Annotated in this window: 18 protein-coding genes; 12 read left to right on the top strand and 6 right to left on the bottom strand. The window is 68.2% G+C overall.

What is annotated here, in order from left to right; genetic code table 11:
* The first annotated feature begins 21 nt into the window (after positions 1-21).
* Genes cydB through QMG72_RS12345 form a run of 3 tightly spaced genes read left to right on the top strand, consistent with a single transcriptional unit; the run spans position 22 to position 5607 of the window.
* The gene (cydB, locus tag QMG72_RS12335; protein WP_226773238.1) at positions 22-1071 is read left to right on the top strand and encodes a cytochrome d ubiquinol oxidase subunit II; all 1050 of its coding nucleotides are present in this window, start codon (positions 22-24) and stop codon (positions 1069-1071) included.
* A 6-nt stretch (positions 1072-1077) separates the two neighbouring features.
* Positions 1078-4593 carry a thiol reductant ABC exporter subunit CydD gene (gene cydD / locus QMG72_RS12340; RefSeq protein ID WP_282359845.1) on the top strand — a complete coding sequence of 1172 codons (3516 nt, stop codon included), beginning with the start codon at positions 1078-1080 and terminating at the stop codon, positions 4591-4593.
* 21 nt (positions 4594-4614) lie between these two features.
* The gene (locus QMG72_RS12345) at positions 4615-5607 is read left to right on the top strand and encodes a GNAT family N-acetyltransferase (RefSeq protein ID WP_282359844.1); all 993 of its coding nucleotides are present in this window, start codon (positions 4615-4617) and stop codon (positions 5605-5607) included.
* Between the two features lie 43 nt (positions 5608-5650).
* Here the strand turns inward: QMG72_RS12345 and QMG72_RS12350 are convergent, their stop codons facing one another.
* Both QMG72_RS12350 and QMG72_RS12355 read right to left on the bottom strand, forming a co-directional pair.
* Positions 5651-6169 carry a DinB family protein gene (locus QMG72_RS12350; RefSeq protein WP_226773236.1) on the bottom strand — a complete coding sequence of 173 codons (519 nt, stop codon included), beginning with the start codon at positions 6167-6169 and terminating at the stop codon, positions 5651-5653.
* A gap of 49 nt (positions 6170-6218) precedes the next feature.
* A complete protein-coding gene (locus QMG72_RS12355; RefSeq protein WP_282359843.1) occupies positions 6219-8738 on the bottom strand; it encodes a DNA gyrase/topoisomerase IV subunit A in 2520 nt (839 codons plus the stop codon).
* A gap of 67 nt (positions 8739-8805) precedes the next feature.
* On the opposite strand from QMG72_RS12355, the gene QMG72_RS12360 reads away from it, so the two are divergent.
* The 3 genes from QMG72_RS12360 (at position 8806) to QMG72_RS12370 (ending at position 13571) form a co-directional block, all read left to right on the top strand.
* The gene (locus QMG72_RS12360; RefSeq protein ID WP_226773234.1) at positions 8806-11496 is read left to right on the top strand and encodes a bifunctional acetate--CoA ligase family protein/GNAT family N-acetyltransferase; all 2691 of its coding nucleotides are present in this window, start codon (positions 8806-8808) and stop codon (positions 11494-11496) included.
* A 103-nt stretch (positions 11497-11599) separates the two neighbouring features.
* Entirely contained in the window at positions 11600-12343 is a 744-nt protein-coding gene (locus QMG72_RS12365) for a DUF5998 family protein (RefSeq protein ID WP_253033111.1), read from the top strand.
* Position 12344: 1 nt separating this feature from the next.
* Positions 12345-13571, top strand: a complete 1227-nt coding sequence (locus QMG72_RS12370; protein ID WP_283480664.1) for an alkaline phosphatase family protein — start codon at positions 12345-12347, stop codon at positions 13569-13571.
* 50 nt (positions 13572-13621) lie between these two features.
* Here the strand turns inward: QMG72_RS12370 and sepH are convergent, their stop codons facing one another.
* Both sepH and QMG72_RS12380 read right to left on the bottom strand, forming a co-directional pair.
* Positions 13622-14962: a septation protein SepH gene (sepH, locus tag QMG72_RS12375; RefSeq protein ID WP_282359841.1), complete on the bottom strand. Its 1341-nt coding sequence runs from the start codon at positions 14960-14962 to the stop codon at positions 13622-13624.
* 161 nt (positions 14963-15123) lie between these two features.
* Positions 15124-15609, bottom strand: a complete 486-nt coding sequence (locus QMG72_RS12380) for a DUF3093 domain-containing protein (RefSeq protein ID WP_282359840.1) — start codon at positions 15607-15609, stop codon at positions 15124-15126.
* 119 nt (positions 15610-15728) lie between these two features.
* On the opposite strand from QMG72_RS12380, the gene dut reads away from it, so the two are divergent.
* The 4 genes from dut to QMG72_RS12400 all read left to right on the top strand — a co-directional run bounded on the left by dut (position 15729) and on the right by QMG72_RS12400 (position 18315).
* Entirely contained in the window at positions 15729-16268 is a 540-nt protein-coding gene (gene dut / locus QMG72_RS12385; RefSeq protein ID WP_396021204.1) for a dUTP diphosphatase, read from the top strand.
* 166 nt (positions 16269-16434) lie between these two features.
* A complete protein-coding gene (locus QMG72_RS12390) occupies positions 16435-17166 on the top strand; it encodes a DUF3710 domain-containing protein (protein WP_226773229.1) in 732 nt (243 codons plus the stop codon).
* A complete protein-coding gene (locus QMG72_RS12395; protein WP_282359839.1) occupies positions 17159-17569 on the top strand; it encodes a single stranded DNA-binding domain-containing protein in 411 nt (136 codons plus the stop codon). Before QMG72_RS12390 ends, QMG72_RS12395 begins: the two co-directional genes overlap by 8 nt.
* A complete protein-coding gene (locus QMG72_RS12400; RefSeq protein WP_226773227.1) occupies positions 17566-18315 on the top strand; it encodes a DUF3159 domain-containing protein in 750 nt (249 codons plus the stop codon). Before QMG72_RS12395 ends, QMG72_RS12400 begins: the two co-directional genes overlap by 4 nt.
* A 36-nt stretch (positions 18316-18351) precedes the next feature.
* Here QMG72_RS12400 and QMG72_RS12405 read toward each other — a convergent pair whose 3' ends face one another.
* Positions 18352-19086 carry a potassium channel family protein gene (locus QMG72_RS12405; protein ID WP_282359838.1) on the bottom strand — a complete coding sequence of 245 codons (735 nt, stop codon included), beginning with the start codon at positions 19084-19086 and terminating at the stop codon, positions 18352-18354.
* Positions 19087-19758, bottom strand: coding sequence for a potassium channel family protein (locus tag QMG72_RS12410; protein WP_282359837.1), 672 nt, complete (start codon positions 19756-19758; stop codon positions 19087-19089).
* Positions 19759-19924: 166 nt separating this feature from the next.
* Here QMG72_RS12410 and QMG72_RS12415 point away from each other — a divergent pair, with 166 nt between their 5' ends.
* Positions 19925-21901, top strand: a complete 1977-nt coding sequence (locus QMG72_RS12415; RefSeq protein WP_226773224.1) for an APC family permease — start codon at positions 19925-19927, stop codon at positions 21899-21901.
* Positions 21898-23271 (top strand): class I SAM-dependent RNA methyltransferase, encoded by a 1374-nt coding sequence (locus QMG72_RS12420; RefSeq protein WP_226773223.1) that lies wholly within the window; start codon positions 21898-21900, stop codon positions 23269-23271. Before QMG72_RS12415 ends, QMG72_RS12420 begins: the two co-directional genes overlap by 4 nt.
* The last annotated feature ends 63 nt before the right edge of the window (positions 23272-23334 follow it).

Below are 23334 nucleotides of genomic sequence, written 5' to 3' on the forward strand. Positions count from 1 at the left end.
GAAACGCAGAGGATACTCAGCATGGAACTGCTTCCCACCATCTGGTTCATCGCCATCGCGGTGCTGTGGACGGGCTATCTCTTTCTCGAAGGCTTTGACCTCGGCGTCGGCATGCTGATGAAGGGCTTCGCCCGGAACAATACCGAACGCCGCGTCTTGCTCAACACCGTCGGACCGGTCTGGGACGGCAACGAGGTCTGGCTGCTGACGGCCGGGGGTGCTACCTTCGCGGCCTTCCCGTTCTGGTACGCCTCCTTGTTCTCCGCCCTCTACCTGCCGCTGCTGCTGGTCCTGGTGGCCCTTATCTTCCGCGCCGTGGCCTTTGAATACCGCGGCAAGGTGGACGACCCGCGATGGCGTGCCCGCTGGGACTGGGCCATCTCGCTCGGCTCCCTTGTGGCGGCCTTCGGCGTAGGAGCCGCCCTCGCACTGACCACCACCGGACTCCCGTTGAACGCCAACGGCGACCGTGAAGGCGGCCCCTTCGCGTGGTTCAGTGCCTACGCCGTGCTCGGCGGGCTTGCCGTCGTCGGCTTCTCCCTGCTCCACGGGCTCGCCTTCCTGGCCTTGAAGACCGACGGCGAGATCCGGCACCGCGCCCGCCGGTGGTTCGTCCGGCTGCTGCCCGTGCTGCTGCTTCCGATCGCGGGCTGGGCCGTGAGCCTGCAGCTGCTCAGCGGCGAGATCTGGACCGTGCTGGCCGTCGTTGCCGCAGTGGTGGCAGCAGTCCTGGCCTGGACCTTTGCCCGCAAGGGTGCCGAGGGACGGGCGTTTGTGTCGCTGGGCGCCTTCCTGCTGCTGGGCAGCGCATCAATCTTTGGCGCAGCCTTTCCCGTGGTACTGCCGTCCACGCTGAACCCGGACTTCAACCTGACAATCTCAAATGCCTCCTCCTCGGACTACACCCTGGGGCTGATGACCGTCGTCGCCTGCATCGGGCTGCCGCTGGTGCTCGCCTACCAGGCATGGACGTACTGGGTGTTCCGGCGCCGGGTAAGCGACGCGCACATCCCGGCGGCCCACAGCTTCCTCCCGGCTATCGCAGCCAAAGCACTGGCACCCAAGGACTAGCACCTGATGAGACCGCAGTTCCCCCGGGGGCGCGCCAACCGCACAGCCCTGTACCTGCTGGGCCTGCTCGCGGCCCTGAAGGCCTTGTCCCTCGTGCTGGTCGGCCAGGCGGTGGCATCCATGCTGGCCGGCCTGATGGCCGGCGACCCGGCCTGGAACGCTCAGCTGTACTGGGGGGTTGCCGGGGTGGTGCTGCGCTCCCTGACCGTCTGGGCGCAGGCGGCAGCGTCGCGCCGCGCTGCACTGGGTGTGAAGGAGGAACTGCGTTCGCAGCTGCTGGCGCGTGCGCTGCGCAGCGGCACCCGGTCCGCCGGGCCCGCCGACGGCGGCCTTGCCATTCTCGCGACCAGGGGACTGGATGCCTTGGACAGCTACTACACCCAGTACCTCCCGGCCCTGGTGAACTGCGCTGCGCTCCCGCTGCTGCTGGGAGCCCGCATTCTGTTCGCCGACTGGATCAGTGCCGTTGTGATTGTGCTGACCGTCCCGCTGGTGCCGGTGTTTATGGTCCTGATCGGCCGGTACACCGATGAGCGCGTCCGGGAAGCCCGGTCGGCGCTGTCGCGGCTCTCCGGCCACATGCTGGAACTCGCCAAGGGCCTGCCCGTGCTCGTTGGGCTCGGCCGCGCCACTGCCCAGCGCAAGGCCCTTGAGGACCTCTCGGAGGAGTATCGACGGCGGACCATGGGGACGTTGCGGACCGCCTTCCTGTCCGCGCTCGCGCTGGAGCTCATCGCCACCATCTCTGTGGCCGTCGTCGCGGTCTTTATCGGCGTCCGGCTGGTGCACGGTGACATGGCACTGGAAGCCGGGCTGCTGGCCCTGATCCTCGCCCCTGACTGTTACCTGCCGTTGCGGGAACTGGGCACTGCCCACCACGCCAGTGACGACGGCCGCGCCGCGCTCGCCGAAACCACCGCAGTCCTCGAGGCACCCGAATCCACGCCGCTTCGCCCCGTCCCGCCATCCGCTGCCGCGGTTGCCGGCACGGCAGGCCCGGCCGCCGGCCCCCCTGCCGTGGCAGTGGTCGGGCTGGTCGTCAGCTACCGAGGCAGCCTGGACTCCGCCGTCGGACCGCTCAGCTTCACCGCCGGCGCGGGCCGGATCACCGCCCTCGACGGAGCCAGCGGTGCCGGCAAGAGCACAGTACTCGGCGTCCTGGCCGGCACCATCGGCACCGGCGGAAAAACCACCGTCACCGGTCGGTTAGAAGGATTCACCCCGGCCGACCTGGCCTGGGTACCGCAGCATCCCGTGATGGTTGCACCGACAGTGCTGGACGAGGTGCGGCTCTATCTGGGCGCCGCACCGGACGGAGCCGCGTCCGGCGCCGGCGCGGCCACGGCCCTGCGTTGCCTGCGTGCCTGCGCCGCGGAGCACCTCGCCGCGAAACACCCGGCCGAACTCAGCCCGGGGGAGCTGCGCCGCGTCGCACTGGCGCGCGGCCTGGCCCGAGTGGAAGCGGGCGCTACGGTGCTGCTGCTCGATGAACCTACGGCACACCTGGACCGTGCCTCAGCAACAGCGGTCAGCCGCGCCGTTGCCGGGCTGCGGGGAAAGGTCACCATCGTGTTGGTGGCTCACGACCAGGCGACCCGGGAGCTTGCCGATGAGCTGGTGGCGGTGGCCCCCGGGCGAGCGCCGGCAATCGGTGCAGCGCCGGCAATCGGTGCCGGCAGCTCGGTGGCGGCGGCCGCCGCGGCGGCCGTTTCCCCTGCCGCCGCATCCCGGCCGTCCAATGTGCAGCTGTCCGGAGTGCAGCTGTCCGGGCCCGTGCCTGCGGAGCCGGGAATGGGTGAGGGCCCGGAACACCGGGGCGCGCTTGGAGCGCCGGCCGGCCACGGTTCGACGGCGGCGCGGCTCCGCCGGCTGCTCGCACCGGTCCAGTTCGCGTTCGCCGCGGCCGGTGCTGTCGGCACCCTTGCCGCACTCTTTGCCGTCGCACTCTCCGGGCTCTCCGGCTGGCTGATCATTCGCGCCAGCGAGCAGCCGCCCATCTTGTACCTGCTCACCGCAATCGTGGGTGTACGTTTCTTCGGCATCGGCCGGGCGGCGCTGCGGTACCTTGAACGCCTGCTGTTGCACGATGCTGTCTTTGCTGCCCTGACACGGCTCCGCGGCCGGCTCTGGGAATCGCTGAGCCGGCGCGCCCTCTCGCTGCGCCGGCTGCTGCAGGGCGGCAACGTCCTGGGTACCGTGGTGGACGACGTCGACACGATACGTGAGCTCCTGCCCCGTGTGGTCCTGCCGCCGCTGACGGCCCTGGCCGTCGCTGCCGCCGCCGTTACCGGCATCGCGCTGCTGGTGCCGGCAGCGCTCCCGGCCGTGATTGCCGCCGCCCTGCTAAGCCTGGTGGCAGCCCCGGCGCTGGCCCTGGCCGCGGACCGGATGTCCGCCGGCACCGAACAAAGCCTCCGCTCCGGGGTCCTCCGCCAAGTGGCGGCGGCCCTCGATGCCCGCGCCGAGCTCCACGCCAACGGCGTATGCGCACCCGTGCTCGACGCCATCACCGGCGCCGACGGCGCGGCGACTGCTGCTTCCCAGCGCTCGGCCTGGGCCGAGGGGCTCGGGCAGGGCCTGACCGTGCTGGCTTGCGGAAGCGCAGCCCTCGCCAGCGCGGTGCTGGCGGCTCCCTCGGTCCTCAGCGGTGCCGTCGCAGCCTCCACTGCCGCCGTCGTTGTACTGCTCCAACTCGCGCTGGTGGAGCCCTACGCGGGAATCACAACGGCCGTCCGGCAGTACCCGGCGTTGCGGGCCGTGCTTGAGCGAATCGGCGAAGCGGGCGTACTCGATGACCACGACGCAAAGACTTCCGGCGGGCTGGTGCCGGTCGGGGCCAGGGCAGGCGGCCGGCCGGGCATCGAACTCCAGGACCTTGCCGCCGCCTGGCCCGGCGGGCTGCCGGTCTTCACTGCGCTCACGGCCACGGCCGAACCCGGCCGCTGGCTGTCTGTGACCGGGGCTTCCGGCTCCGGAAAATCCACCCTGCTTGCCGTGATCCTGGGTTTCCTGCCGGCAGCAGGCGGCCACGTCCTGTTGGGTGGGCGGGCGGCGTGGTGCCCGCAGGAGGCGCATCTGTTCGACTCGACCATCCGCGGCAACCTGCTCCTCGGGCTCCCGGAAGACCGGCGCCGGGGACAGGAAGAGCTGCTGCGCGCTGCCCTGGCTGACGTGGGCCTCGCTCCGCTGATCGGGCGGCTGGAGCACGGATTGGACACACGGATCGGGCCCGGGGGTGCGTTCCTCAGCGGCGGCGAACGGCAGCGGCTGGCCGTTGCCCGCACGCTCCTGACCGGGGCGGATATCATCCTGCTGGACGAACCCACGGCGCACCTTGACGCGGAGTCCGGCCGGCTGATGCTGGCGCAGCTCCGGCGCGGCCTGCGGGACCGCACAGTAGTGCTGGTGACTCACAACCCGGCGGATATTGCCGATGCGGACACCCGCCTGGATCTGGACCACGCGGCCGCCGGCCATGAGCCGCGTTCCGGGGCGCCAACGCCGTCGCTGGCGCGGGGGTAGACCGCAGGTTAACCTGTTGCCATGCACGGACACGCCGATCCCCGAACCAGCCTGGACCACCGCCTGCAGTGGCGGGCCGGCCGGCCCGCGGACCTGGATGGCTGGGCCGCGCTGATCGCCCGGACCGCCGGCGTCGAACAGCCGGCCTGGTTCGAACGCCGTGCGGACCTGGAACAGGTCCTCGCCTCGACAATGAATCCTGCTGCCGCAAATACCATCCTCGGCATCGACGGGGAGGGCGTGGCCCGGGCTTACGGCCGGATCACCAAGAACCCGGAAGGCGAGAAGGCGATCGGCTACGGCGCCGTCGATCCCGGATGGCAGGGAACCGGGATCGGCACCGGGTTGCTGGGTTGGATGGAATCCGTGACCCGGCAGCGTTTTGCCGTGGACGCAATGCCGGGAGCCAGGCCCAAGCTGCGGCTCCAGGCGGAAGAGCAGCACACGCACCAGGCGGCGCTGTTCCAGGCCGCCGGCTACCGGATTGTCCGCTACTTTAACGAGATGCACCGCCCGCTAAAGGATGGCGTCCCCGAGGTTGTGCTTGACGCCGCCTTGGAGCTGGTGACCTTTGGCCCCGAGCTGCACGAGCCGGTGCGGCTTGCGCACAATGAAGCATTCCAGGACCACTGGGGCAGCGAGCCCCGGGACCATGAGGCGTGGGGCTTTGTGCTGAACGACCCGCTGGCCCGGCCGGATCTCAGCGCTGTGGTGCTGGAACGGGCCACCGGGAGGGTCGCCGGCTACCAGCTCGCCAGCCATGACGCTGCCATCGCTGGGTCCAGGGGCTACACGGAGGGTTACACGGACCTGCTGGGCGTCCGGCGGGAGTTCCGCGGCCGCGGCGTGGCACAAGCCCTGCTGACCGACGCGATGCGCCGTTTCGCCGCGGCCGGGATGGACCAGGCCTCCCTCGACGTCGACTCGGAGAACCCGACCGGTGCCTTGGCCCTCTATACCAAGATGGGCTATGTGGCCGTCAGCCGCAGCATGGCCTGGGACAAGGAACTGTAGCGGCCCGGACCCGCTGGTAGTTCACCAGCCGGCTGTCGGCGGGTTAGGCATCCACATCGTGGAGATGGTGGATCACGTCGTGCAGGAAGTACTGCGAGAACGTCAGGACGGTGAACTCCGAGCCGTTGCTCCGGGTGCCCTTGCGGTCCCACTGGTCCTCCGGGACCCGGCCGAAGGACGCCGCGATCTGCTCGCCCTCAGCGGTAAGTTCCGCGCTGACCTTGGCCGGATCGGCGCTGGCATAGTCCTTCTCGACGGCGGTGAGGTCCTGGTCCCAATCTGCGAACCGGGCGTCCTCGCCGCTGACCATCAGATCCAGCCGGTAATCGAACAGGCTGAAGACGTCCCGGACATGGCAGGCGTACTCCAGTACCGACCAAGTGTTTACGTCCGGGCGTTCCGCCGCCTCCGGGCGACGCAGTGCCGCCCGCCAGCGGGGAAGCATGCTTGCCAGCTGCCCCGGCACCGTCGCCGGGGTGCTTGCTGTGACGTCGAAACCGCATTCCGGACAAGGCTGCGACAGCACCCAGGTCCAGTCCTTGTTGTCCGCGATGATAGGCATGGGAGCAGTCTAAGCGTATTGTCCCGCCGCGGCATGCGCCGTTGCCGGCTTAGGAATCCGCACCGGGTTCCGGCTGCCAGGACATACTCGGACCGATCGCGTCGATTGCCTGCGAGAGCGGAATGCCGGACCCGTCGCGGCGGCCGTGTTCACCGGGAAGGGAACGCGCCACACCGGCCAGCGAAGAGGCCTTTGCCGGGCCGTGGCCTGCCCACGCGAGGAGCAGGGTGTCCTCACCCTTGAGGAAACGGTGTGCCCGGACCCCGGCGGTGGCGCGGCCTTTGGCAGGGTATTCGGCCAGCGCCGTGACCTTGGCGGCACCAGGGGCCGTGCCCGGCAGGGCCCCCTCCGTGCCCGCGATGGTCACGACAACTGCGGCGCTGTCGTCCGGGCTCGCGGCGCCGAAGAACATCACCCGGTCCCCGGCGGCCAGCTTGATCCCTGCCATGCCGCCGGCGGTCCTGCCTTGCGGACGGACAGCGGAGGCGGCGAAGCGCAGCAGCTGGGACTGCCGGGTCACAAAAACGAGGTCGACGTCGTCGGACCCGGCGGGAGCCACCCCCACCACGGTGTCCTTGTCCTTGAGCGCGATGGCTTCCCAGTCCTCGCGGTTCAGCGGGTAGTCGGGCTGGACACGTTTCACGACGCCCTGGGCAGTGCCGATGGCGAGCACCTCATCCAGCGGCGCGAACGCCACAAGCGATTCGCCCTTGAGCAGGGTGATGAAGTCCTTGGCCGGGACGCCGCCGGCCATGTTCGGTGTACCGGAAGTCGGCGGCAATACCGGCATGTCCATCACCTGGAGCCGAAGCATACGGCCCTGGGAGGTGACGGCGGCGATCTCGCCGCGCGCCGAGGACTTCACCACCGAGGCGAACACATCGTGCCTGGTCCGCGGACCCGATTCGGCGAGGCTGTCCCGGTTGGTGGTCCGCGCAATTTGCCCGGACACCGTCAGGATCGCCCAGCAGGGGTCATCCGGGATTTCGAGGGCCAGCGGCGCAGCCTTGCCCCGGGTACCCGTCGCGGCGGCCAGCGCGGCGACAGTGGGGGAGACGGCCTCGGATTCCAGCAGCACGGTGCGGCGGGGTGTTCCATATTTTTCCGCGATCTCTGCCAGCTCGGCGGACACCAAGCCGCGGAGCCGCTCGCTGGAGCCGAGGATGGCCTCGAGCTCGGCAATCTCGCGGCGCAACTCGTCCTGTTCCTTCTCCAACTCGATTCGGGAGTACTTGGTCAGCTGCCGGAGCCGGAGTTCCAGGATGTAGTTGGCCTGGATCTCCGAGAGATCGTAGATGGACATCAGCCGGGTCCGGGCCGCGGCCGCCTCGTCCGAGGACCGGATGATCTGGATGACCTCGTCAATGTCCACGATGGCGATCAGGAGGCCCTCGACCAGGTGCAGGCGGTCCTTCTTCTTGCCGAGCCGGTAAGCGGTTCGCCGGCGCACCACGTTGATGCGGTGTTCCACGTAGACGGAGAGCAACTGCAGCAGGCCCAGGGTCTGCGGCTGGCCGTCGACGAGTGTGACGTTGTTTATGCCGAAGGAATCCTCCATCGGCGAGTAGCGGTAGAGCTGTTGGAGCACGGCAGCGGGGTTAAAGCCGTTCTTCAGTTCGATCACGAGGCGCAGGCCGTGCTTGCGGTCCGTGAGGTCCACGATGTCGCTGATACCGGTCAGCTTCTTGCCGTTAACGGCGTCCTTGATCTTCTCGATCACCTTTTCCGGTCCCACCATGTACGGCAGTTCAGTGACCACCAGACCGGTGCGGCGGGCCGAGAGCTGCTCGACCTCCACCTTGGCGCGGGTCTTGAAGGAGCCGCGGCCGGTCGCGTACGCGTCGCGGATGCCGTCCAGGCCCACGATCCGTCCGCCGGTGGGCAGGTCAGGGCCGGGGACGAACTTCATGATGTCCTCGAGCGTGGCCTCCGGGTACTCGATCAGGTGCCGCGCGGCGGCAATCACTTCGACCAGGTTGTGCGGGGCCATGTTCGTGGCCATCCCGACGGCGATGCCCGTGGCGCCGTTGACCAGCAGATTCGGGAACGCCGCCGGCAGCACGTCCGGCTGGGTCAGCTGGTTGTCGTAGTTGGGGACGAAGTCCACCACGTCCTCGTCGAGGTGGTCGGTCAGCGTTAATGCCGCCGCCGCGAGCCGGGCCTCGGTGTACCGGGGTGCGGCGGGTCCGTCGTCGAGCGAGCCGAAGTTGCCGTGGCCGTCGATAAGCGGCAGCCGCAGCGAGAAGTCCTGCGCCATGCGCACCATCGCGTCGTAAATGGCGGTGTCACCGTGGGGGTGAAGCTTACCCATCACCTCGCCCACCACGCGGGCGCTCTTGACGTGGCCGCGGTCCGGCCGGAGGCCCATTTCGCTCATCATGTACAGGATGCGCCGCTGCACAGGTTTCAGCCCGTCGCGGGCATCCGGAAGGGCCCGCGAGTAAATCACCGAATAGGCGTACTCGAGGAACGATCCTTCCATCTCCGAGGTGACATCGATGTCGACGATGTTCTCGACGAAATCCTGGCTGCTTTCCCCTGCCGGGGACGGGCTTTGGCGGCGGGCCATGAGGCTGGTGGGTCCTTCTGCGGGGTGCTGAGCGTGCGCTGCGTAACTTTATGACTAGGCTAAGCCTATGGTGGATCAGCCCGCGGAAGGCGTATATCCGGAATATTGGGAAGCCGATGTTGTCCTGCGTGACGGCGGGACGGCCCATCTGCGCCCGATCCACCCGTCCGACTCGGACGCTGTCCAGGCTTTCCACGTGGGACAGTCGCAGAAGTCCATCTACATGCGGTTCTTTGCCTTTAAGTCCAAGCTGTCCGCCAAGGAACTCAAACGGTTCACCGAAGTGGACTACAAGGACCGCGTGGCCCTGGTCATCACAGTAGGCGGGGAAATCATGGGCATCGGCCGCTATGACCGGCTCGATGACCCCGCCGACGCCGAGGTGGCCTTTAACATCGCCGACGCGCACCAGGGCCGCGGCATCGGGTCCATTCTGCTTGAACACCTCGCCGCCGCCGCCCGCGAAAACGGGATCCGGAAATTCAGCGCCGAGGTCCTCCCGGAAAACCGCAAGATGCTGATGGTCTTCTCAGATGCCGGCTACGACGTCAAACGCCATTTCGACGACGGTGTGGTCAGCCTCGAATTCAATATCGACCCCACCGACAAGTCGCGCGCCGTGATGGAGTCACGGGAACACCGCGCCGAGGCCCGCAGCATCCAGGAACTGCTTGCGCCGTCCTCTGTCGCCGTGATCGGGGCCAGCCGCAAATGGGGCACCGTGGGCTACCAGTTGCTGGAGCACATCATCGAGGGCGGCTTCACCGGCCCGGTCTATGCCATCAACCCGGAAGCCTTTGAGCTGGCCGGCATGCTCTCCTTTGCCCGGCTCGCCGAAGTGCCGGGCCCGGTTAAGTTGGCCATCATCGCAGTCCCCTATGCCGAGGTCCCCAAAATCGTGGCGGAGTGCGGCGCCGCCGGGGTCAAGGGAATTGTGGTGGCTACCTCCGGCTATGCCGACGACGGCGAACGCGGCCTGGCCCGGCAGCGCGAACTCGTCCGGCAGGCCCGTGCCAACGGCATGCGGGTAATCGGGCCGGCCTCGCTGGGCATTGTGAACACCAACCCTGCTGTATCACTGAACGCCTCGATGGCGCCCACGCTGGCCGGCCGCGGCGGCCTGGGCCTGTTCAGCCAGTCAGCGGCGATCGGTGTCTCGCTCTACGCCGCCTCCAGCCGGCGCCGCGTCGGGATCTCCACGTTCCTCTCGGCCGGGAACCGGGCCGACGTCTCCGGCAACGACATGATGCAGTTCTGGGAGGACGACGCCGACACCACCGCCGTTGGGCTCTATCTGGAATCGATCGGCAACCCGCGCAAATTTTCTCGCCTGGCCCGGCGCCTGGCCAGGACCAAGCCGGTCATCGTGGCCAAATCCGACGCGACGGGCCTGGGCCTGCCTCCCGGCCACGCGGTCCGCACCACCCTGGCCCCGCCCGAGGCACTTGACGCGATGATGCGCCAGGCCGGGGTGATCCGCGTTGAGACGATCGAGCAACTTATGGACGTCGCGCAGATCGTCTCGAGCCAGCCGCTGCCGAAGGGGCCGGGTATCGCCGTCTTCAGCAATTCGCGGGCCCTTGGCAAGGTCGTTGCTGACAGTGCCGCGGCCCAGGGCCTCGGTGTGGAGCGGATCGTTACCGACGTCGACCTCGACGCCGGGATGTCCGTGGCGCTGCCCGCGCTGCGGCACAGCCTGCAGGAGATCCTCACGGCGGACACCGTCCACACCGTGATGGTCGCCCTGCTCCCGGCCCACGGCCTGACCGTCGAGAAGATCGCCGAAGTGCTGGCCGAATGTTCGGTGGCGGCGGGCAAACCCGTGGTCGCGGCGTTCAGCGGGCTCCTTGACCCCTCGATCTACGTTGAAGGGATGGTCGGAGCCGACGCGGGTCCGGCGGCGGTTCCCTGCTTCTCCAACCCCGGGACGGCAGTGGCGGCGCTTAGTGCCGTGGTCCGTTACGCCCAGTGGCTCGACCGGGACCAGGGATTGTTCACGGAGCCGGAGGGCTGCGACCCCGAAGGCACCCACGAGGAGCTCGAACGCCTGCTGGACGGGGTGGGCGGTGAGCAACTGCTCCGGCTGGACCCGGACACGGCCGCCAGCCTGCTGGCCCGCTACGGTATCCGGGTGGTGCCGTCGGTCGGCTTCGACACCGTCGAACAGGCCCTCGCGGCCGCGGACCGGCTTGGCTGGCCGGTGGCCCTGAAAACAACCGACCCTGCGCTGCGGCACCGGCTGGACCTGGGCGGGGTGCGCCTGGACATCCAGGATGCGGACTCGCTGCGCCGCAACGTACTGGAGATGCGCAAGTCGCTGGAACGCTACGGCTCGCCGTCGCTGGAGGTGCAGACCATGGCGCCGGTAGGCCAGGCGTGCACCTTCCGCGCCATCGAGGACCCGCTGCTGGGCCCCGTGGTTTCCTTTGGCCTGGCCGGCGATGCGGTCAACCTGCTGGACGACTGGGCCCACCGGGTGCCTCCACTCTCCGGCTCCGACCTGCATGATTTCATCCGGTCCCCCCGTGCCTCGCGCAAGCTCTTCGGCTACCAGGGATTGCCGGCCGTGGATGCGCGGTCCCTGGAGGACCTCGCGGCGCGGCTGACCAAGCTCAAGGACAACCACCCGGAAATCGCCTTGGTGGACTTCAACCCCGTGCTCGCCGGGCCGGACGGCGCGGCCATCCTCGCTGCCGACGTCCGGATCGCGAATGCTGCCCAGCGTACCGACAGCGCCCGGCGGGCCATGCGCAGCTGACGGCCCGGGAGCCGGTGCGGGGGAGTGCCGGCGCCACGGCGGCGGCGGCGCCCGGCCGGCAACGGGTTAGCATGTCCCCAGCCGATCTGTGAAAATGGGGACCATGAGCTTTCAGTCTCCGACACCCAAGCCCCAGGCGGCAGTATCCGGACGTCCGGGCGCGCACCATCAAGGCCTGCATGATCACAGCGCGCAGGGTCAAAGCCTGGAAGGGGCACTGCAGCAGGCCGGTTTCTACCCCCGGCTGGTGGCCGACGTCGTCGCCGATGCACTTGACGGCCGTGACTGCGTGGCCCACCTGGTGCACCTGGAGACGCACTTCGACCGCGCCGAAGTGCGGCGCCACATTTCCGTGCTGGTCCTGACCGAGGACATGCTCGTCATCACCCATGTGGATGACCAGCAGCTGGACGAGGCCGGGGAACAGATCGTGGCCCAGGTCTCCACCGAATCCGTTCCGGTGACACAGATCCGTTCCGTGCTGCTCAGTTATGTGTACGCCCAGCCCCAGGACTACAAACCGTCGGATCCCGTGCGGGAGTTGACCCTGTCCATCGCCTGGTCCGGCGGCCAGCGCCTCGACATGGGACCGGCGAGCTGCGGCGACCCGCAGTGCGAGTCCGACCATGGCTACAGCGGCACCATCGCCCAGGAAGACATTGTCCTCCGGATCAGCGCCGAGGCCGACGGCCTGCAGGCTGTCCAGGACGCCAAGCTGTTCGCCCGTGCCCTTCGCGCCGTGAATACCGGGTCCACGGCCCCGGTCCCGCACACCGGTCCGGGACTTCCGCCGCGCCCGCGTATGGGCGTGTTCGGCAGCCGCACCAGCCGCGGCCACCAGCGCTGAGATGGCACCGGCCGGCACCCCCCAACCCCTGTCCTCCGCCGCGGCCCTTGCGCAGAACCTGCCCGCGGCCCCGGCGTTCGGTGAGCGTTCCATCGCCGAAGTGCTCACAAGTGCCGCCGCCAGCCTGGGCGTGCCGGGTTTCGAGAACCGGCTCAAGTTGCCGGCTGCGCAGCGTGTTTGCGTTGTTCTCGCCGACGGGCTGGGCCGAAACCTGCTGAAGCAGAAGTCGGCGCACACACCGTTCCTGCGCTCCGTCATGCAGTCCGGGCAAGGCGAGGTGCCGGTCTGGCTGGACTCCGCATTTCCGTCCACCACCGCGGCGTCGCTGGCCAGCTTCGGCACCGGCCTGGCCGCCGGGCAGCACGGCATGGTGGGCTACGACGTGCTGGACCCGGATCAGGACCGGGTGGTCAACATGCTTGGCGGCTGGGACGCCGGCGTCGACCCGCAGCGGTGGCAGCCGTTCCCGACGGTGTTCGAGCAGTCCGCGGACCATGTGGACGTCACCACAGTCAGCCTCCCGAAGTTCAGTGACTCGGCCATGACCCGCGCTGCCTTGCGTGGTGGCCGCTACGTCACTGCCACCACCGCGCAGGCCAGGACCGCTGCCGCCGCCGAGGCGATGGCCGGATCGGGACGGTCCCTGATGTACTTCTACGTCAACGAACTGGACAAGGCCGGGCACCGCTACGGCTGCCAGTCAGCGCAGTGGGAGCACCAGCTGGAGGAACTCGATGCCACCGTCAAACGGCTGAGCGCCACCCTGCCGGCAGGCACCACCATTGTGCTCACGGCGGACCACGGCATGCTTGACGTGCCGCAGTCGCAGCGAATCGATTATTCCGCCGACCCCGAACTTGTGGCCGGTGTCCGGCACACGGCGGGGGAGCCGCGGATGGTCCACCTGTACCTGGACGACCAGGTGGGCGATGCCGGCCGGTTGCGGCTGGTTGAGGCCTGGCGGGCACGCTTCGGAGAGCGGATCTGGGCGTTTACCCGGGCGGAAGGCATCGCCGCGGGACTCTTTGGTGAGGTCCGGGCCGAGGTTGTTACGCGGATCGGGGACGTGATGATCGCGGCCAGGGACGCCGTGGCCTTTTATGACACCCGGCGGGTCCGGCCAACGGCCCTTGAGGTGGTGGGCCAGCACGGATCGCTGACAAAAGCCGAACGTGAAGTCCCGCTGCTGTGTTTCCAGGCGGACGGACGAAGGGCCCACCGCGGCTGACTGCGCGGTCAGGGCCCCGCGCCGGGGGCACCGGATCTTCCGGAGAAGGCCTAGTCCCCGCGGGCACCGAAGACGATGTCATCCCAGCTCGGGATGCTGGAGCGTTTTGGCTTTGCCGGCTGGCGCTCCGGTTGCTCGGCGTCGCGGTCATCGCGGGCTGCCGCTGCGGGTTCCCGTTGCTGGCGCCGGGACGTTCCGCCGCCGAGGAGCTCATCGAGCCCCGGGCTGGAAACAGGCCCCTGCTTGCCGACCGGACGCAGCTGTGACGCCGCGATCGTGATCTCGCGCGTTTCGGTGCTGACGCCGTCGTGCAGCCGCAGGGCGTCATCCGGTGCGTCCTGGTGCCGGGGCGCCAAGGTGAGCCTGGACATGATCGAGGGCCGGCCGTCGCGGCGTCGTTCCCAGCGATCCGCGGCAGGAACCGGCTGTTCGGTGTCTTCCGGTTCCGGAGTGTTGCCCCCGGTCCCGGCGGGTTCCGGTTCGGCGGAGACCTCGGCAGGGACTTCGGAGGGCCGCGGGTGGGCGGCGGGGACCCCGTTCGTCAGCAGCGTGGCCAGGGCGTCGTCGGCGTCCTCGTCCACACCGAGGCGCTGGCCGCGGCGGGAGCGCAGCATGTCAAGCAGTCCGTCGGACTCTTGCTCCTGCTGCAATTGGAGCTGCTGGACGACCTGGAGCTGTGCGGTGGCGGTCCGCGCGGCGGCATCGGCGTCGGTTTCAAAATCGAAGGGCCGGTCGGAGACGGCAGCGAGCCGACGGGCCGGGACCGGACCGTCGAGGGGCTCAAGTTCACTGAGCTGCTGCGCCCAGCGGTTCGCGTTCTGCAGGGACTTCCGGGCCGGGCTGAAGGTCCACATGGCAGGGGGTTCCTCGCCGATGCCAGCGGGTCCGCCGGCCTTCGCCTCAAACCGGGCCACCACGTTCCAGCTGCCGTCGGGGCGCCGCCATGAGTCCCACTCCACAGTGGAGGCATCGATGCCGTGCGCGCTAAGCCGGTGGGCCACCATGTCGCCAAGCAATGCCGGCTGGTCGCCAAACACGGAGCGGTACACGTCATGGCCTGGGGCCGGGGCAGCGACTTCCACCTTTTGGGCCTGCGCAGCCACGTGCTCGCGCTCGGCCAGGACCGGGCCCTCGTAGCGCTGCACTTTCGCGAGCGGAATGCCGGAGAGCTCAGCCACCTCGGCCGCCGTCGAGCCGCTGCGGATCCGCGCCTGGATATCGCGCGGAGACATGGCAATGGGCGCAGCGCCGGAGGCGGCCTTAGCCGCGGTCCTGCTGGCCGCCACTCGAAGCGCCTCATCGATCGGCAGCTGGAACATCTCGCCGCCGGTGCCGCTCAACAGGAGATGCTCCCCGTCGTCGTGGACGCCTACAAGCCGTAGATCCTGCATACAAATCCTCCACCCTGGCATTACTAACAATCGAAACTCTGCCATCGATGCGGGCGAATTCCGGTGAGGACGGAGGGCGCGCCGCAATTTTCCGCTACTTTCCAGGGCTTTTCGGTCCGCAGCCGGCCCCGTTCGCTCCCTTAATGCCGGGACTGTGCGGGCTAGGAGGCCAGGGCGGCGAGGAGTTGGTCCGGGTGCCGCGTGGAGGCCAGCCAGTACGGGGTCCGGTCGGAGGGGTCGGTGATCTCGACCCGGACCACTGGATCGATCCATCCACGGATGCACAGGAACGCCAGGCCGTTTAGGCGGGTGCCGCGTTCTGCCGTCGCTTCCTTGCCCCGGAACGCGGATGCGCTGCCAACAAAGCCGCGCTCGATCGTGGCCCGGCCGACGCGCAAGGTGGCGGCCGTGACCGTAATGGAAGGGGTCGACAGGACCAGCAACACCGAGATGATGGTAAAGAGGACCACCGCAGCGGTGATCCCTGCGAACATGCTGATCGGGGCGAATACCAGAATCCCGGCGCCCGACAGTCCCGCGGCCACCAGCCAGATCCAAGCGTTCGGCCAGAGTTTCTCGTTGTACACAACTGTGGCGTCGCTGGGGGTGCTTATGGGGGCAGGCGTGGCTGCGCTGGATTCGGGCATAAGGCCAGCTTTCCACTTTTCCCGGGCTATTTCACCTTGGCGGCGGCAGCAGGTCCTGTATCCCGGCCGGCCGGACGCCGCGTGGCCGATCGTCGCCGCTGGCGTTAGAGTGAGGAACTGTGACTGAAGAAACGACTGCCGTGGACGCCACCGACGCAACGCCCGAAGATTTGCCGGAAACGCAGCCTGCGCCCGAATACGGAACCACCACCCTTACGGTCCAGCTGAAGATGCTCGACGACGGATTGGAACCGCCGTCGTATGCGCACCCCGGCGACGCCGGTGCGGATCTGCGGACCCGCGAGGACGTAGTGCTGGAACCGGGGGAGCGCAAACTGGTCCCTACCGGGGTTGCCATTGCCCTCCCCGACGGCTTTGTTGCCTTGATCCACCCGCGGTCCGGGCTGGCGACCAAACACGGGCTGACAGTAGTTAACGCCCCAGGAACCGTCGACGCCGGCTACCGCGGAGAAATCGCGGTGACGCTGCTCAATACCGACCGGCACCAGGCGATCGAACTCTCGCGCGGCGATAGAATTGCACAAATGGTAATTCAACGAGTGGAGTACGCCCGCTTCCTGCCGGTCCAGGAACTTAGTGGCTCGGTCCGCGGCGGCGCAGGCTTCGGGTCTACCGGAGGTTTTGGCGCGCCGGTCTAAGCAAAGGCCTGCCGGGCCCGAACGGATGCCGCGAACTGGTCAGCAGGACCCGTTTGCAGGACGTACCAGCCGGCTTTTTTGCTGCATCAGCCAGCCTATAAAAGCCGGAGCCCCGCACGCGCAGTGTGGCGCGGCGGCACAGGATCACAATTAAGGAGACGACCCCATGGTTTTTGGGCGTGGCAAGAAAGCCAAGCAGGAACAGGCGACGGAACCCGGGGAGTCCCCGAGGGCAGTTGCTGAAGCGTCCGCCGATGACTCGACCGGGACTGCAGCCGCCGCACCGCTTCGCGGCGGCACGGGTCCCTTCGACGTCTCGGAGATCGAGGACCAGGACGGCTACGTGGACCTCGGCGCCCTCCTGATTGCACCGGCGGAAGGCCTGCAACTCCGGCTTGAGGTCGAAGAGGCCACGCAGCGCGTTGTCGCCGTCACCATGGACCTGAACGGCTCAAGCCTTCAGCTCCAGGCGTTCGCCGCTCCGCGTTCCGAAGGCCTGTGGGAGGAAATCCGTGAGCAGATCGGTCAGTCCGTCGGCAGCCAGGGTGGCCAGGTCGAGGAGGTCCAGGGCGGCTTCGGCGCCGAACTCCTCGCCAAGCTTCCCGCTGGTGGTGCCGACGGCAGCCACGGCTACCGGGTGGCCCGCTTTATCGGCGTCGACGGCCCGCGCTGGTTCCTCCGCGGCGTGTTCGGCGGGGAGGCTGCTGTAGACCGCGACGCGGCCGCCGGACTCGAGGAACTGTTCCGGCAGCTCGTGGTGGTGCGCGGCGAGAGCCCGATGCCCCCGCGTGACCTCCTGCAGCTGCACTTGCCCAAGGAGAACGCCGTGCCCGCTCCACAGTCCGCCCCGGACATCGAGCGCCCCGAACGCGGACCGGAGACCACCCAGATTGGCTGATGCTGCCCGCCAGGACCCGGCTGCGTCGGTCTCCGTCCGGGAACTGCCGGACCGCGGCCGCGTGCTATGCCATGGCTTCATCGAATCGGTCACCTACGCACCGGCGAGCCAGGTCGCTGCCTTTACCGCGATCGTCGTCGACCACAACGCGCCGCCGGTCAAAAAACGCTCCGTCCCCGTGGCATCCGGCACCGCAGCCGCCACGCCGGCCTCCGGCCTATGGCGCCAGCGGTCCGCCGTTCCCAAGGACCGGCTCCGGGTGGTCTGGCTGGGCCGCCGCCGTATACCCGGTGTCGATGCCGGCACCGAACTGCGCCTGCAGGGCATGGTCACAGTCCGGGACGGACTGCCGACCATGTTCAATCCCCGCTACGAAATACTCTCCCCGCAGGAGGAGCAATGACGGTTCCCGAAAATCCCGGCGCGGCAGGGCGGGAACCCGCTGAGCCGCTGCCAACAGCAGTTCAGCCAACAGCGGTTCAGCCAACAGCGGCGCAGCTCGCCGAAGGTTACGCCGCCAAGGCCGGTCTGCACCGGTCCGGCAACGGCAACATCGACGTGCTCAAGAGCGCGGGCGGCATTCAGGGCATTGCCGAGAGCATCCTCCCCGGCCTGGTCTTCCTGGTCGCTTTCACCATCGCGCGCGAGCTGCCCCTGGCGCTGGTCTCCGCGCTGGCCGTGGCGGCGGCGTTTACCGTCGCCCGACTCATCCAGCGCAAGCCGCTGACGCAGGCACTGGCGGGAATTGCCGGCGTCGGGCTGTCCGCGTGGCTGGCCAACACCACGGGCAAGGCCGAGGACTTCTACGTCCCCGGATTCTTCACCAACGCCGCCTACATCGTGGTGATGGCGATCTCGATCGCCGTTCGCTGGCCGTTTGCGGGGCTGCTCTTCGGCTTCATCCGGAACGAAGGACTGGACTGGCGGAAGCAGCCAGCCCGGGTCAGGGCCTACCGGATCGGCACCTGGGTGATCATCGGGGTCCTGGCCCTTCGCCTGCTGGTCCAGCTTCCGCTGTACTTTATGGGCGAGGCGGGCTTCGCGGCCCTCGCCACAACGCGGTTGCTGATGGGAGCACCGCTGTACATCCTGGGCATCTGGGTTGCCTGGCTGCTGACCCGGCCCGCCCCAGCCGCAACCCCCAACTGAACCGGCCGGCAACCGGGGGTTGCCGGCAACAGCCGGTTAGCCGTCGAAGCCGTCGAAGACTTCGTGGGCGTGCGAGTCTTCGCCCTGCTGTTCCGCCGGCAGCTCGCCCTGGGACTCCGGCGAGAGCAGGGCACGCAGCTCGTCCTCTGCTGCGATTGTCGTGACGAAAAACAGCTCGTCCCCGCCGTCAATCACGTCATCCCGGCTCGGCGTGATTGGTGCCTGATCCCGCAGGATTGCCACAAGGGTCGAATCCTCGGGCCATTCGATGCCGCCCACGGTCAGTCCGACGACGTGTGAATCGTGCGGGACCGTGAACTCGACCAGCGATGACACCCCGGTCTGCAGGGTCAGCAGCCGGACGAGGTCGCCGATCTCCACGGCCTCCTCGACCAGGGCAGTCATCAGCTGCGGGGTGTTCACCGCAACGTCGACGCCCCAGGAATCGTCGAACATCCAGTCATTCTTGGGGTTGTTGACCCGGCCTACCGTGCGTCCGACGCCGAACTCGGTCTTCGCCAGCAGCGAGACCACCAGGTTGACCTTGTCGTCACCGGTAGCTGAGACCACGACGTCGGCGTCTTCCAGTTTCGCGTCCTGGAGGGTGCTCAGTTCGCAGGCATCGCCAACCAGCCAGTGGGCGCCCCGCAGTCCGCTTCGCCCGATTACCTCGGGCTTGAGGTCGATCAGCAGGATCTCGTGTTTGTGGGCCAGCAGTTCGCGCGCGATCGAGGAACCGACGCTTCCCGCCCCGACAATAACGACTTTCACTTAGGACTCCTTGGCGGGGGGCTGGGCAAGAACATGGCCGACTTCGCTGCTGCGGTCCACGCCCAGCATGGCGTGCACGGTGTCGCCATCCTGGTACAGGGTTCCGGCCGCGGGCAGCATCCCCTCACCGAACCGTGTCAGGTACGCGACGCGGATCCCGGCGGCCTTCTCGATCGAGGTGACCGGGTGGCCGATCCACGCGGGGTTCAGGTCCACTTCGGCGAGCACAAGGCGGCCCGAGGGGTCGCGATAGTCGCCGGCCAGGTGCTGTTCGGGCAGGATCCGCCGGAGCACCTGGTCCGCGCTCCAGCGCACTGCGGCGACCGTGGGGATGCCGAGCCGCTGGTAGATCTCAGCCCGGCCCGGGTCGTAAATCCTGGCGACCACGTGCGGGACGTGGAAGGTTTCGCGTGCCACACGGGTGGCCAGGATATTTGAATTGTCGCCGCTGGAGACAGCCGCGAAGGCATAGGCCTCCGCAACGCCGGCCTGCTTGAGGGTCTCGCGGTCAAAGCCGACGCCGGTGACCTTGCGGCCGGTGAAGCCCGTTCGGAGCCGACGGAAGGCGCGGTCGTCCTGGTCGATGATGGCCACGGAGTGGCCCGCATCCTCGAGCGTGTGCGCGAGGGTTGCCCCCACGCGGCCGCAACCCATAATCACGAAGTGCGCCAACCGTGCCTCCTCAAGCTTTGTGACTGCTACTGCGGAAAACTCTACCGGCCACGGCGCCACCTGGAGCCAGCCCCGCCGCTGCCGCACCCCGGCGACCTGGAGCCGCCGCCGCGCGGCGCCCGGTCGCCGTCATGACATCGGGTCCGAATGCGACTAGCTTTGTGGAGTGCCGACAATATTCAATGCCGTGAAGCGGGTGCTGGTAGGCAAGCCCTTCCGGAACGACAGCCTGGCCCACACCCTGCTGCCGAAGCGGATCGCGCTTCCCATCTTCGCCTCCGACGCGCTGTCCTCAGTGGCCTACGCGCCCGACGAAATCCTCCTGACCCTGGCCTTGGCCGGCGTCAGCGCCGTGGCGTTCTCGCCCTGGGTGGGGCTGGCCGTCATGGTGGTGCTGCTGACTGTTGTCGCCTCCTACCGGCAAAACGTCCATGCCTACCCCTCCGGCGGCGGCGACTACGAGATCGCAAACGAGAACCTGGGCAAATATGCCGGGCTCACCGTCGCCTCCGCGCTGCTGGTCGACTACGTGCTGACCGTTGCGGTGTCGATGTCCTCGGCCGCGACGTACCTGACCTCCGCGGTGCCCGCACTGCACGGCCAGCAGGCCGCCATCGCGGTGATCGGCGTCGTGATCCTGGCCCTCGTTAACCTGCGAGGCATCAAGGAAGCCGGCAGCGTCTTCGCCGTCCCCACCTACATCTTTATGGCCTCCATCCTGGGTATGACGGCCATCGGCATCTTCCAGGCGGCCACCGGCCAACTGGGCGAAGCGCCCTCGGCAGCCTTCACGATCGTGCCCGCGGCGGGCTTCGACGAGGGAATGGTCGGCCTCGCCGGCGCCTTCCTGCTGCTCCGGGCCTTCTCTTCCGGCGCAGCGGCGCTGACCGGGATTGAAGCCATCAGCAACGGTGTGCCGAACTTCCAGAAGCCCAAGTCCAAGAATGCGGCCACCACCCTGCTGCTGCTCGGCGTGATCGCGGCGTCCATGCTGGCCGGGATCATCTACCTGGCCAACGCCACGAAGGTGCACATTGTGCTGGACCCTGCCACCGAGTTCCTGCTCGATGGCAAGCCGCTGGCGGAGGGCTATATCCAGAGTCCGGCGATCAGCCAGATTGCGCAGACCATTTTTGGAGCCGGCTCCATCCCCTTCTTCATTGTGGTCGCCGCCACCGGCGTGATCCTCGTCTTCGCCTCCAACACGGCGTTCAACGGCTTCCCGGTGCTTGGCTCGATCCTGGCCCAGGACGGTTACCTGCCTCGGCAGCTGCGCACCCGCGGGGACCGGCTCGCCTTCAGCAATGGCGTCCTGGCGCTGGCAGCCGGCGCTTTGGTGCTGATCATCGCCTTCAACGCCGACGTCACCAAGCTCATCCAGCTCTACATTGTGGGTGTTTTCATCTCCTTCACGATCAGCCAGCTCGGCATGATCCGGCACTGGGGCCGGGAACTGAAGCTCGCGAAGGACCCCGCCGTCAAGCTGCGTATGCTCAAGTCGCGCACCATCAACACGATCGGCTTCGGCATGACCGCGCTGGTCCTGGTGATTGTGCTGATAACCAAGTTCCAGCAGGGCGCGTGGATCGCGCTGCTGGCAATGTTCGCGCTGTTCCTCATCATGTGGAGCATCCGGTCGCACTATGACAACGTGGCCAAGGAACTCGCAGTCGATGAGGATTCCTCGCCGCGGGCCCTGCCCACCCGGGTGCACGCAGTCCTCCTCGTCTCCCACGTGCGCAAGCCGGTCCTTCGCGCCCTCGCCTATGCACGCGCGTCACGGCCCTCCCGGCTGGACGCCATCACCGTGGACATCAGCAGCGAAGAGACCGAACAGACGGTCGCGGACTGGGAGAAACTGGAAATCCCGGTACCGTTGACCGTGCTGGCCAGTCCGTTCCGTGAAACGGTCACCCCCATCATGGAGTACATCAAGAACATGCGGCGCGATTCGCCCCGCGACCTGATTGTGGTCTACATCCCCGAGTACGTCGTGGGTAAGTGGTGGGAGCAACTGGTGCACAACCAGACCGCACTTCGCATCAAAACCCGGTTGCATTTCGAGCCCGGCGTGATGGTGGCCAGTGTGCCGTGGCAGCTGAAATCCTCCGAAGAAGCCAAGAGACTGCAGGACATCCAATGAACTCCGACACCCAGGCCCCAAACCGCACCGATCTCATCGTCGACGTCGGGCCGGTCGCCCACGGCGGGCACTGCGTCGCCCGGCATGAGGGCCGGGTGGTCTTTGTCCGGCACGGCATTCCCGGCGAGAGAGTCAAGGTCCGTCTCACCGAGTCCGGCGCGGACGCCAAGTTCTGGCGCGGCGACGTCGTGGAAGTCCTTGACGCATCCCCGGACCGGGTGGCGCACTTCTGGGACCTGGCCGATTCCGCGCGTTCCTGGTCGCACCGTCACCCGCCCGTCGGAGGCGCAGAACTCGGCCACATCGCACTGACACGCCAGCGCAGCCTCAAGGCCGAGGTGCTGGCCGAGCAGCTGCACCGCCTGGCCGGCGTCGAACTGCCGCTGGCAGGGACGGACACCGCCGCAGGCTCCTTGGTCGAAGCCGTGGGGGAGGAGGGAACGACGGCGCCGGCCGGCCTGGGCTGGCGCACCCGCGCCGGTTTCGCCGTGACCCCGGCCGGCAAACTTGGAATGCACGCGCACCGCTCCGATACCGTCCTTCCGGTCCGGGAGATGCCGCTGGCCGTTGACGCCATCAACAACCTCCGGCTCTGGGACATCGACCTGCAGGGCATTGAACGCATTGAGGTCGCCGCACCGGCGAACGGCTCCCGGCCGCTGGTGCTCCTGGTCCCGGCCGCGGGCACCCGGGCCAAGCGGCTCAGCGCGGTCCTGGCCCAGCTGCCCGACGATGTTTCGGTGGCGAGCTTTGATCCGGTCAAAGGCGAGGTACTGCGGCTGCGCGGCCGCACCTATGTGCAGGAGACCGCGGCGGGGCACGACTACCGTGTGACCGGCGACGGCTTCTGGCAGATCCACCGCGAGGCCCCCGCCGCCCTCGTGGGGGCCGTGACCGGATTCCTGCACAACGGCGGGTTCCTGGAACCGGGGGCCGTTGTTGCGGATCTCTACGCCGGGGTGGGCCTGTTCACCGCCCCGCTCGCGGACGCCGTCGGCGCCACGGGTTCGGTGCTCTCAGTCGAAGGGGCTCCCGGGACCAGCCGGGACGCACGCAAGAACCTCCATGATGCACCGCAGGTTGAGATCGTCCAGGGCCGGGTGGAACGCGTCCTGCGTGAAAAGGCGCGCAATTTCGACGCGATCCTGCTGGACCCGCCCCGGGCCGGTGCCGGCAAGGCCGTGGTAAACCAGCTGATCGGAGCCGGCCCCCGCGCCGTTGCCTACGTGTCCTGCGATCCGGCGTCCTTTGCCCGCGATGTCGGCTACTTCCAGCAATCCGGCTGGGAGCTGGCAGGGCTGCGGGCCTTTGACCTGTACCCGCATACCCACCACATGGAGACTGTGGCGCTACTGACTCCGCGGGGCTGAGGCCACTAGGATGGGCGAAGTAGTCCGACGTCGCGCTCCGTACCCACGGCTGACCTCCTGCAC

The sequence above is a fragment of the Pseudarthrobacter sp. PH31-O2 genome (genome assembly GCF_030063265.1).
Taxonomy (GTDB): domain Bacteria; phylum Actinomycetota; class Actinomycetes; order Actinomycetales; family Micrococcaceae; genus Arthrobacter.

What these genes read in the sequence shown, in the direction of transcription:
- QMG72_RS12355 (WP_282359843.1), bottom strand. Translation starts at nt 8,738, where the DNA reads ATGGCCCGCCGCCAAAGCCCGTCCCCGGCAGGGGAAAGCAGCCAGGAT.
- QMG72_RS12365 (WP_253033111.1), top strand. Translation starts at nt 11,600, where the DNA reads ATGAGCTTTCAGTCTCCGACACCCAAGCCCCAGGCGGCAGTATCCGGA.
- cydB (WP_226773238.1), top strand. Translation starts at nt 22, where the DNA reads ATGGAACTGCTTCCCACCATCTGGTTCATCGCCATCGCGGTGCTGTGG.
- QMG72_RS12420 (WP_226773223.1), top strand. Translation starts at nt 21,898, where the DNA reads ATGAACTCCGACACCCAGGCCCCAAACCGCACCGATCTCATCGTCGAC.
- QMG72_RS12380 (WP_282359840.1), bottom strand. Translation starts at nt 15,609, where the DNA reads ATGCCCGAATCCAGCGCAGCCACGCCTGCCCCCATAAGCACCCCCAGC.
- QMG72_RS12400 (WP_226773227.1), top strand. Translation starts at nt 17,566, where the DNA reads ATGACGGTTCCCGAAAATCCCGGCGCGGCAGGGCGGGAACCCGCTGAG.
- QMG72_RS12360 (WP_226773234.1), top strand. Translation starts at nt 8,806, where the DNA reads ATGGTGGATCAGCCCGCGGAAGGCGTATATCCGGAATATTGGGAAGCC.
- QMG72_RS12350 (WP_226773236.1), bottom strand. Translation starts at nt 6,169, where the DNA reads ATGCCTATCATCGCGGACAACAAGGACTGGACCTGGGTGCTGTCGCAG.
- QMG72_RS12345 (WP_282359844.1), top strand. Translation starts at nt 4,615, where the DNA reads ATGCACGGACACGCCGATCCCCGAACCAGCCTGGACCACCGCCTGCAG.
- QMG72_RS12370 (WP_283480664.1), top strand. Translation starts at nt 12,345, where the DNA reads ATGGCACCGGCCGGCACCCCCCAACCCCTGTCCTCCGCCGCGGCCCTT.
- QMG72_RS12390 (WP_226773229.1), top strand. Translation starts at nt 16,435, where the DNA reads ATGGTTTTTGGGCGTGGCAAGAAAGCCAAGCAGGAACAGGCGACGGAA.
- cydD (WP_282359845.1), top strand. Translation starts at nt 1,078, where the DNA reads ATGAGACCGCAGTTCCCCCGGGGGCGCGCCAACCGCACAGCCCTGTAC.
- sepH (WP_282359841.1), bottom strand. Translation starts at nt 14,962, where the DNA reads ATGCAGGATCTACGGCTTGTAGGCGTCCACGACGACGGGGAGCATCTC.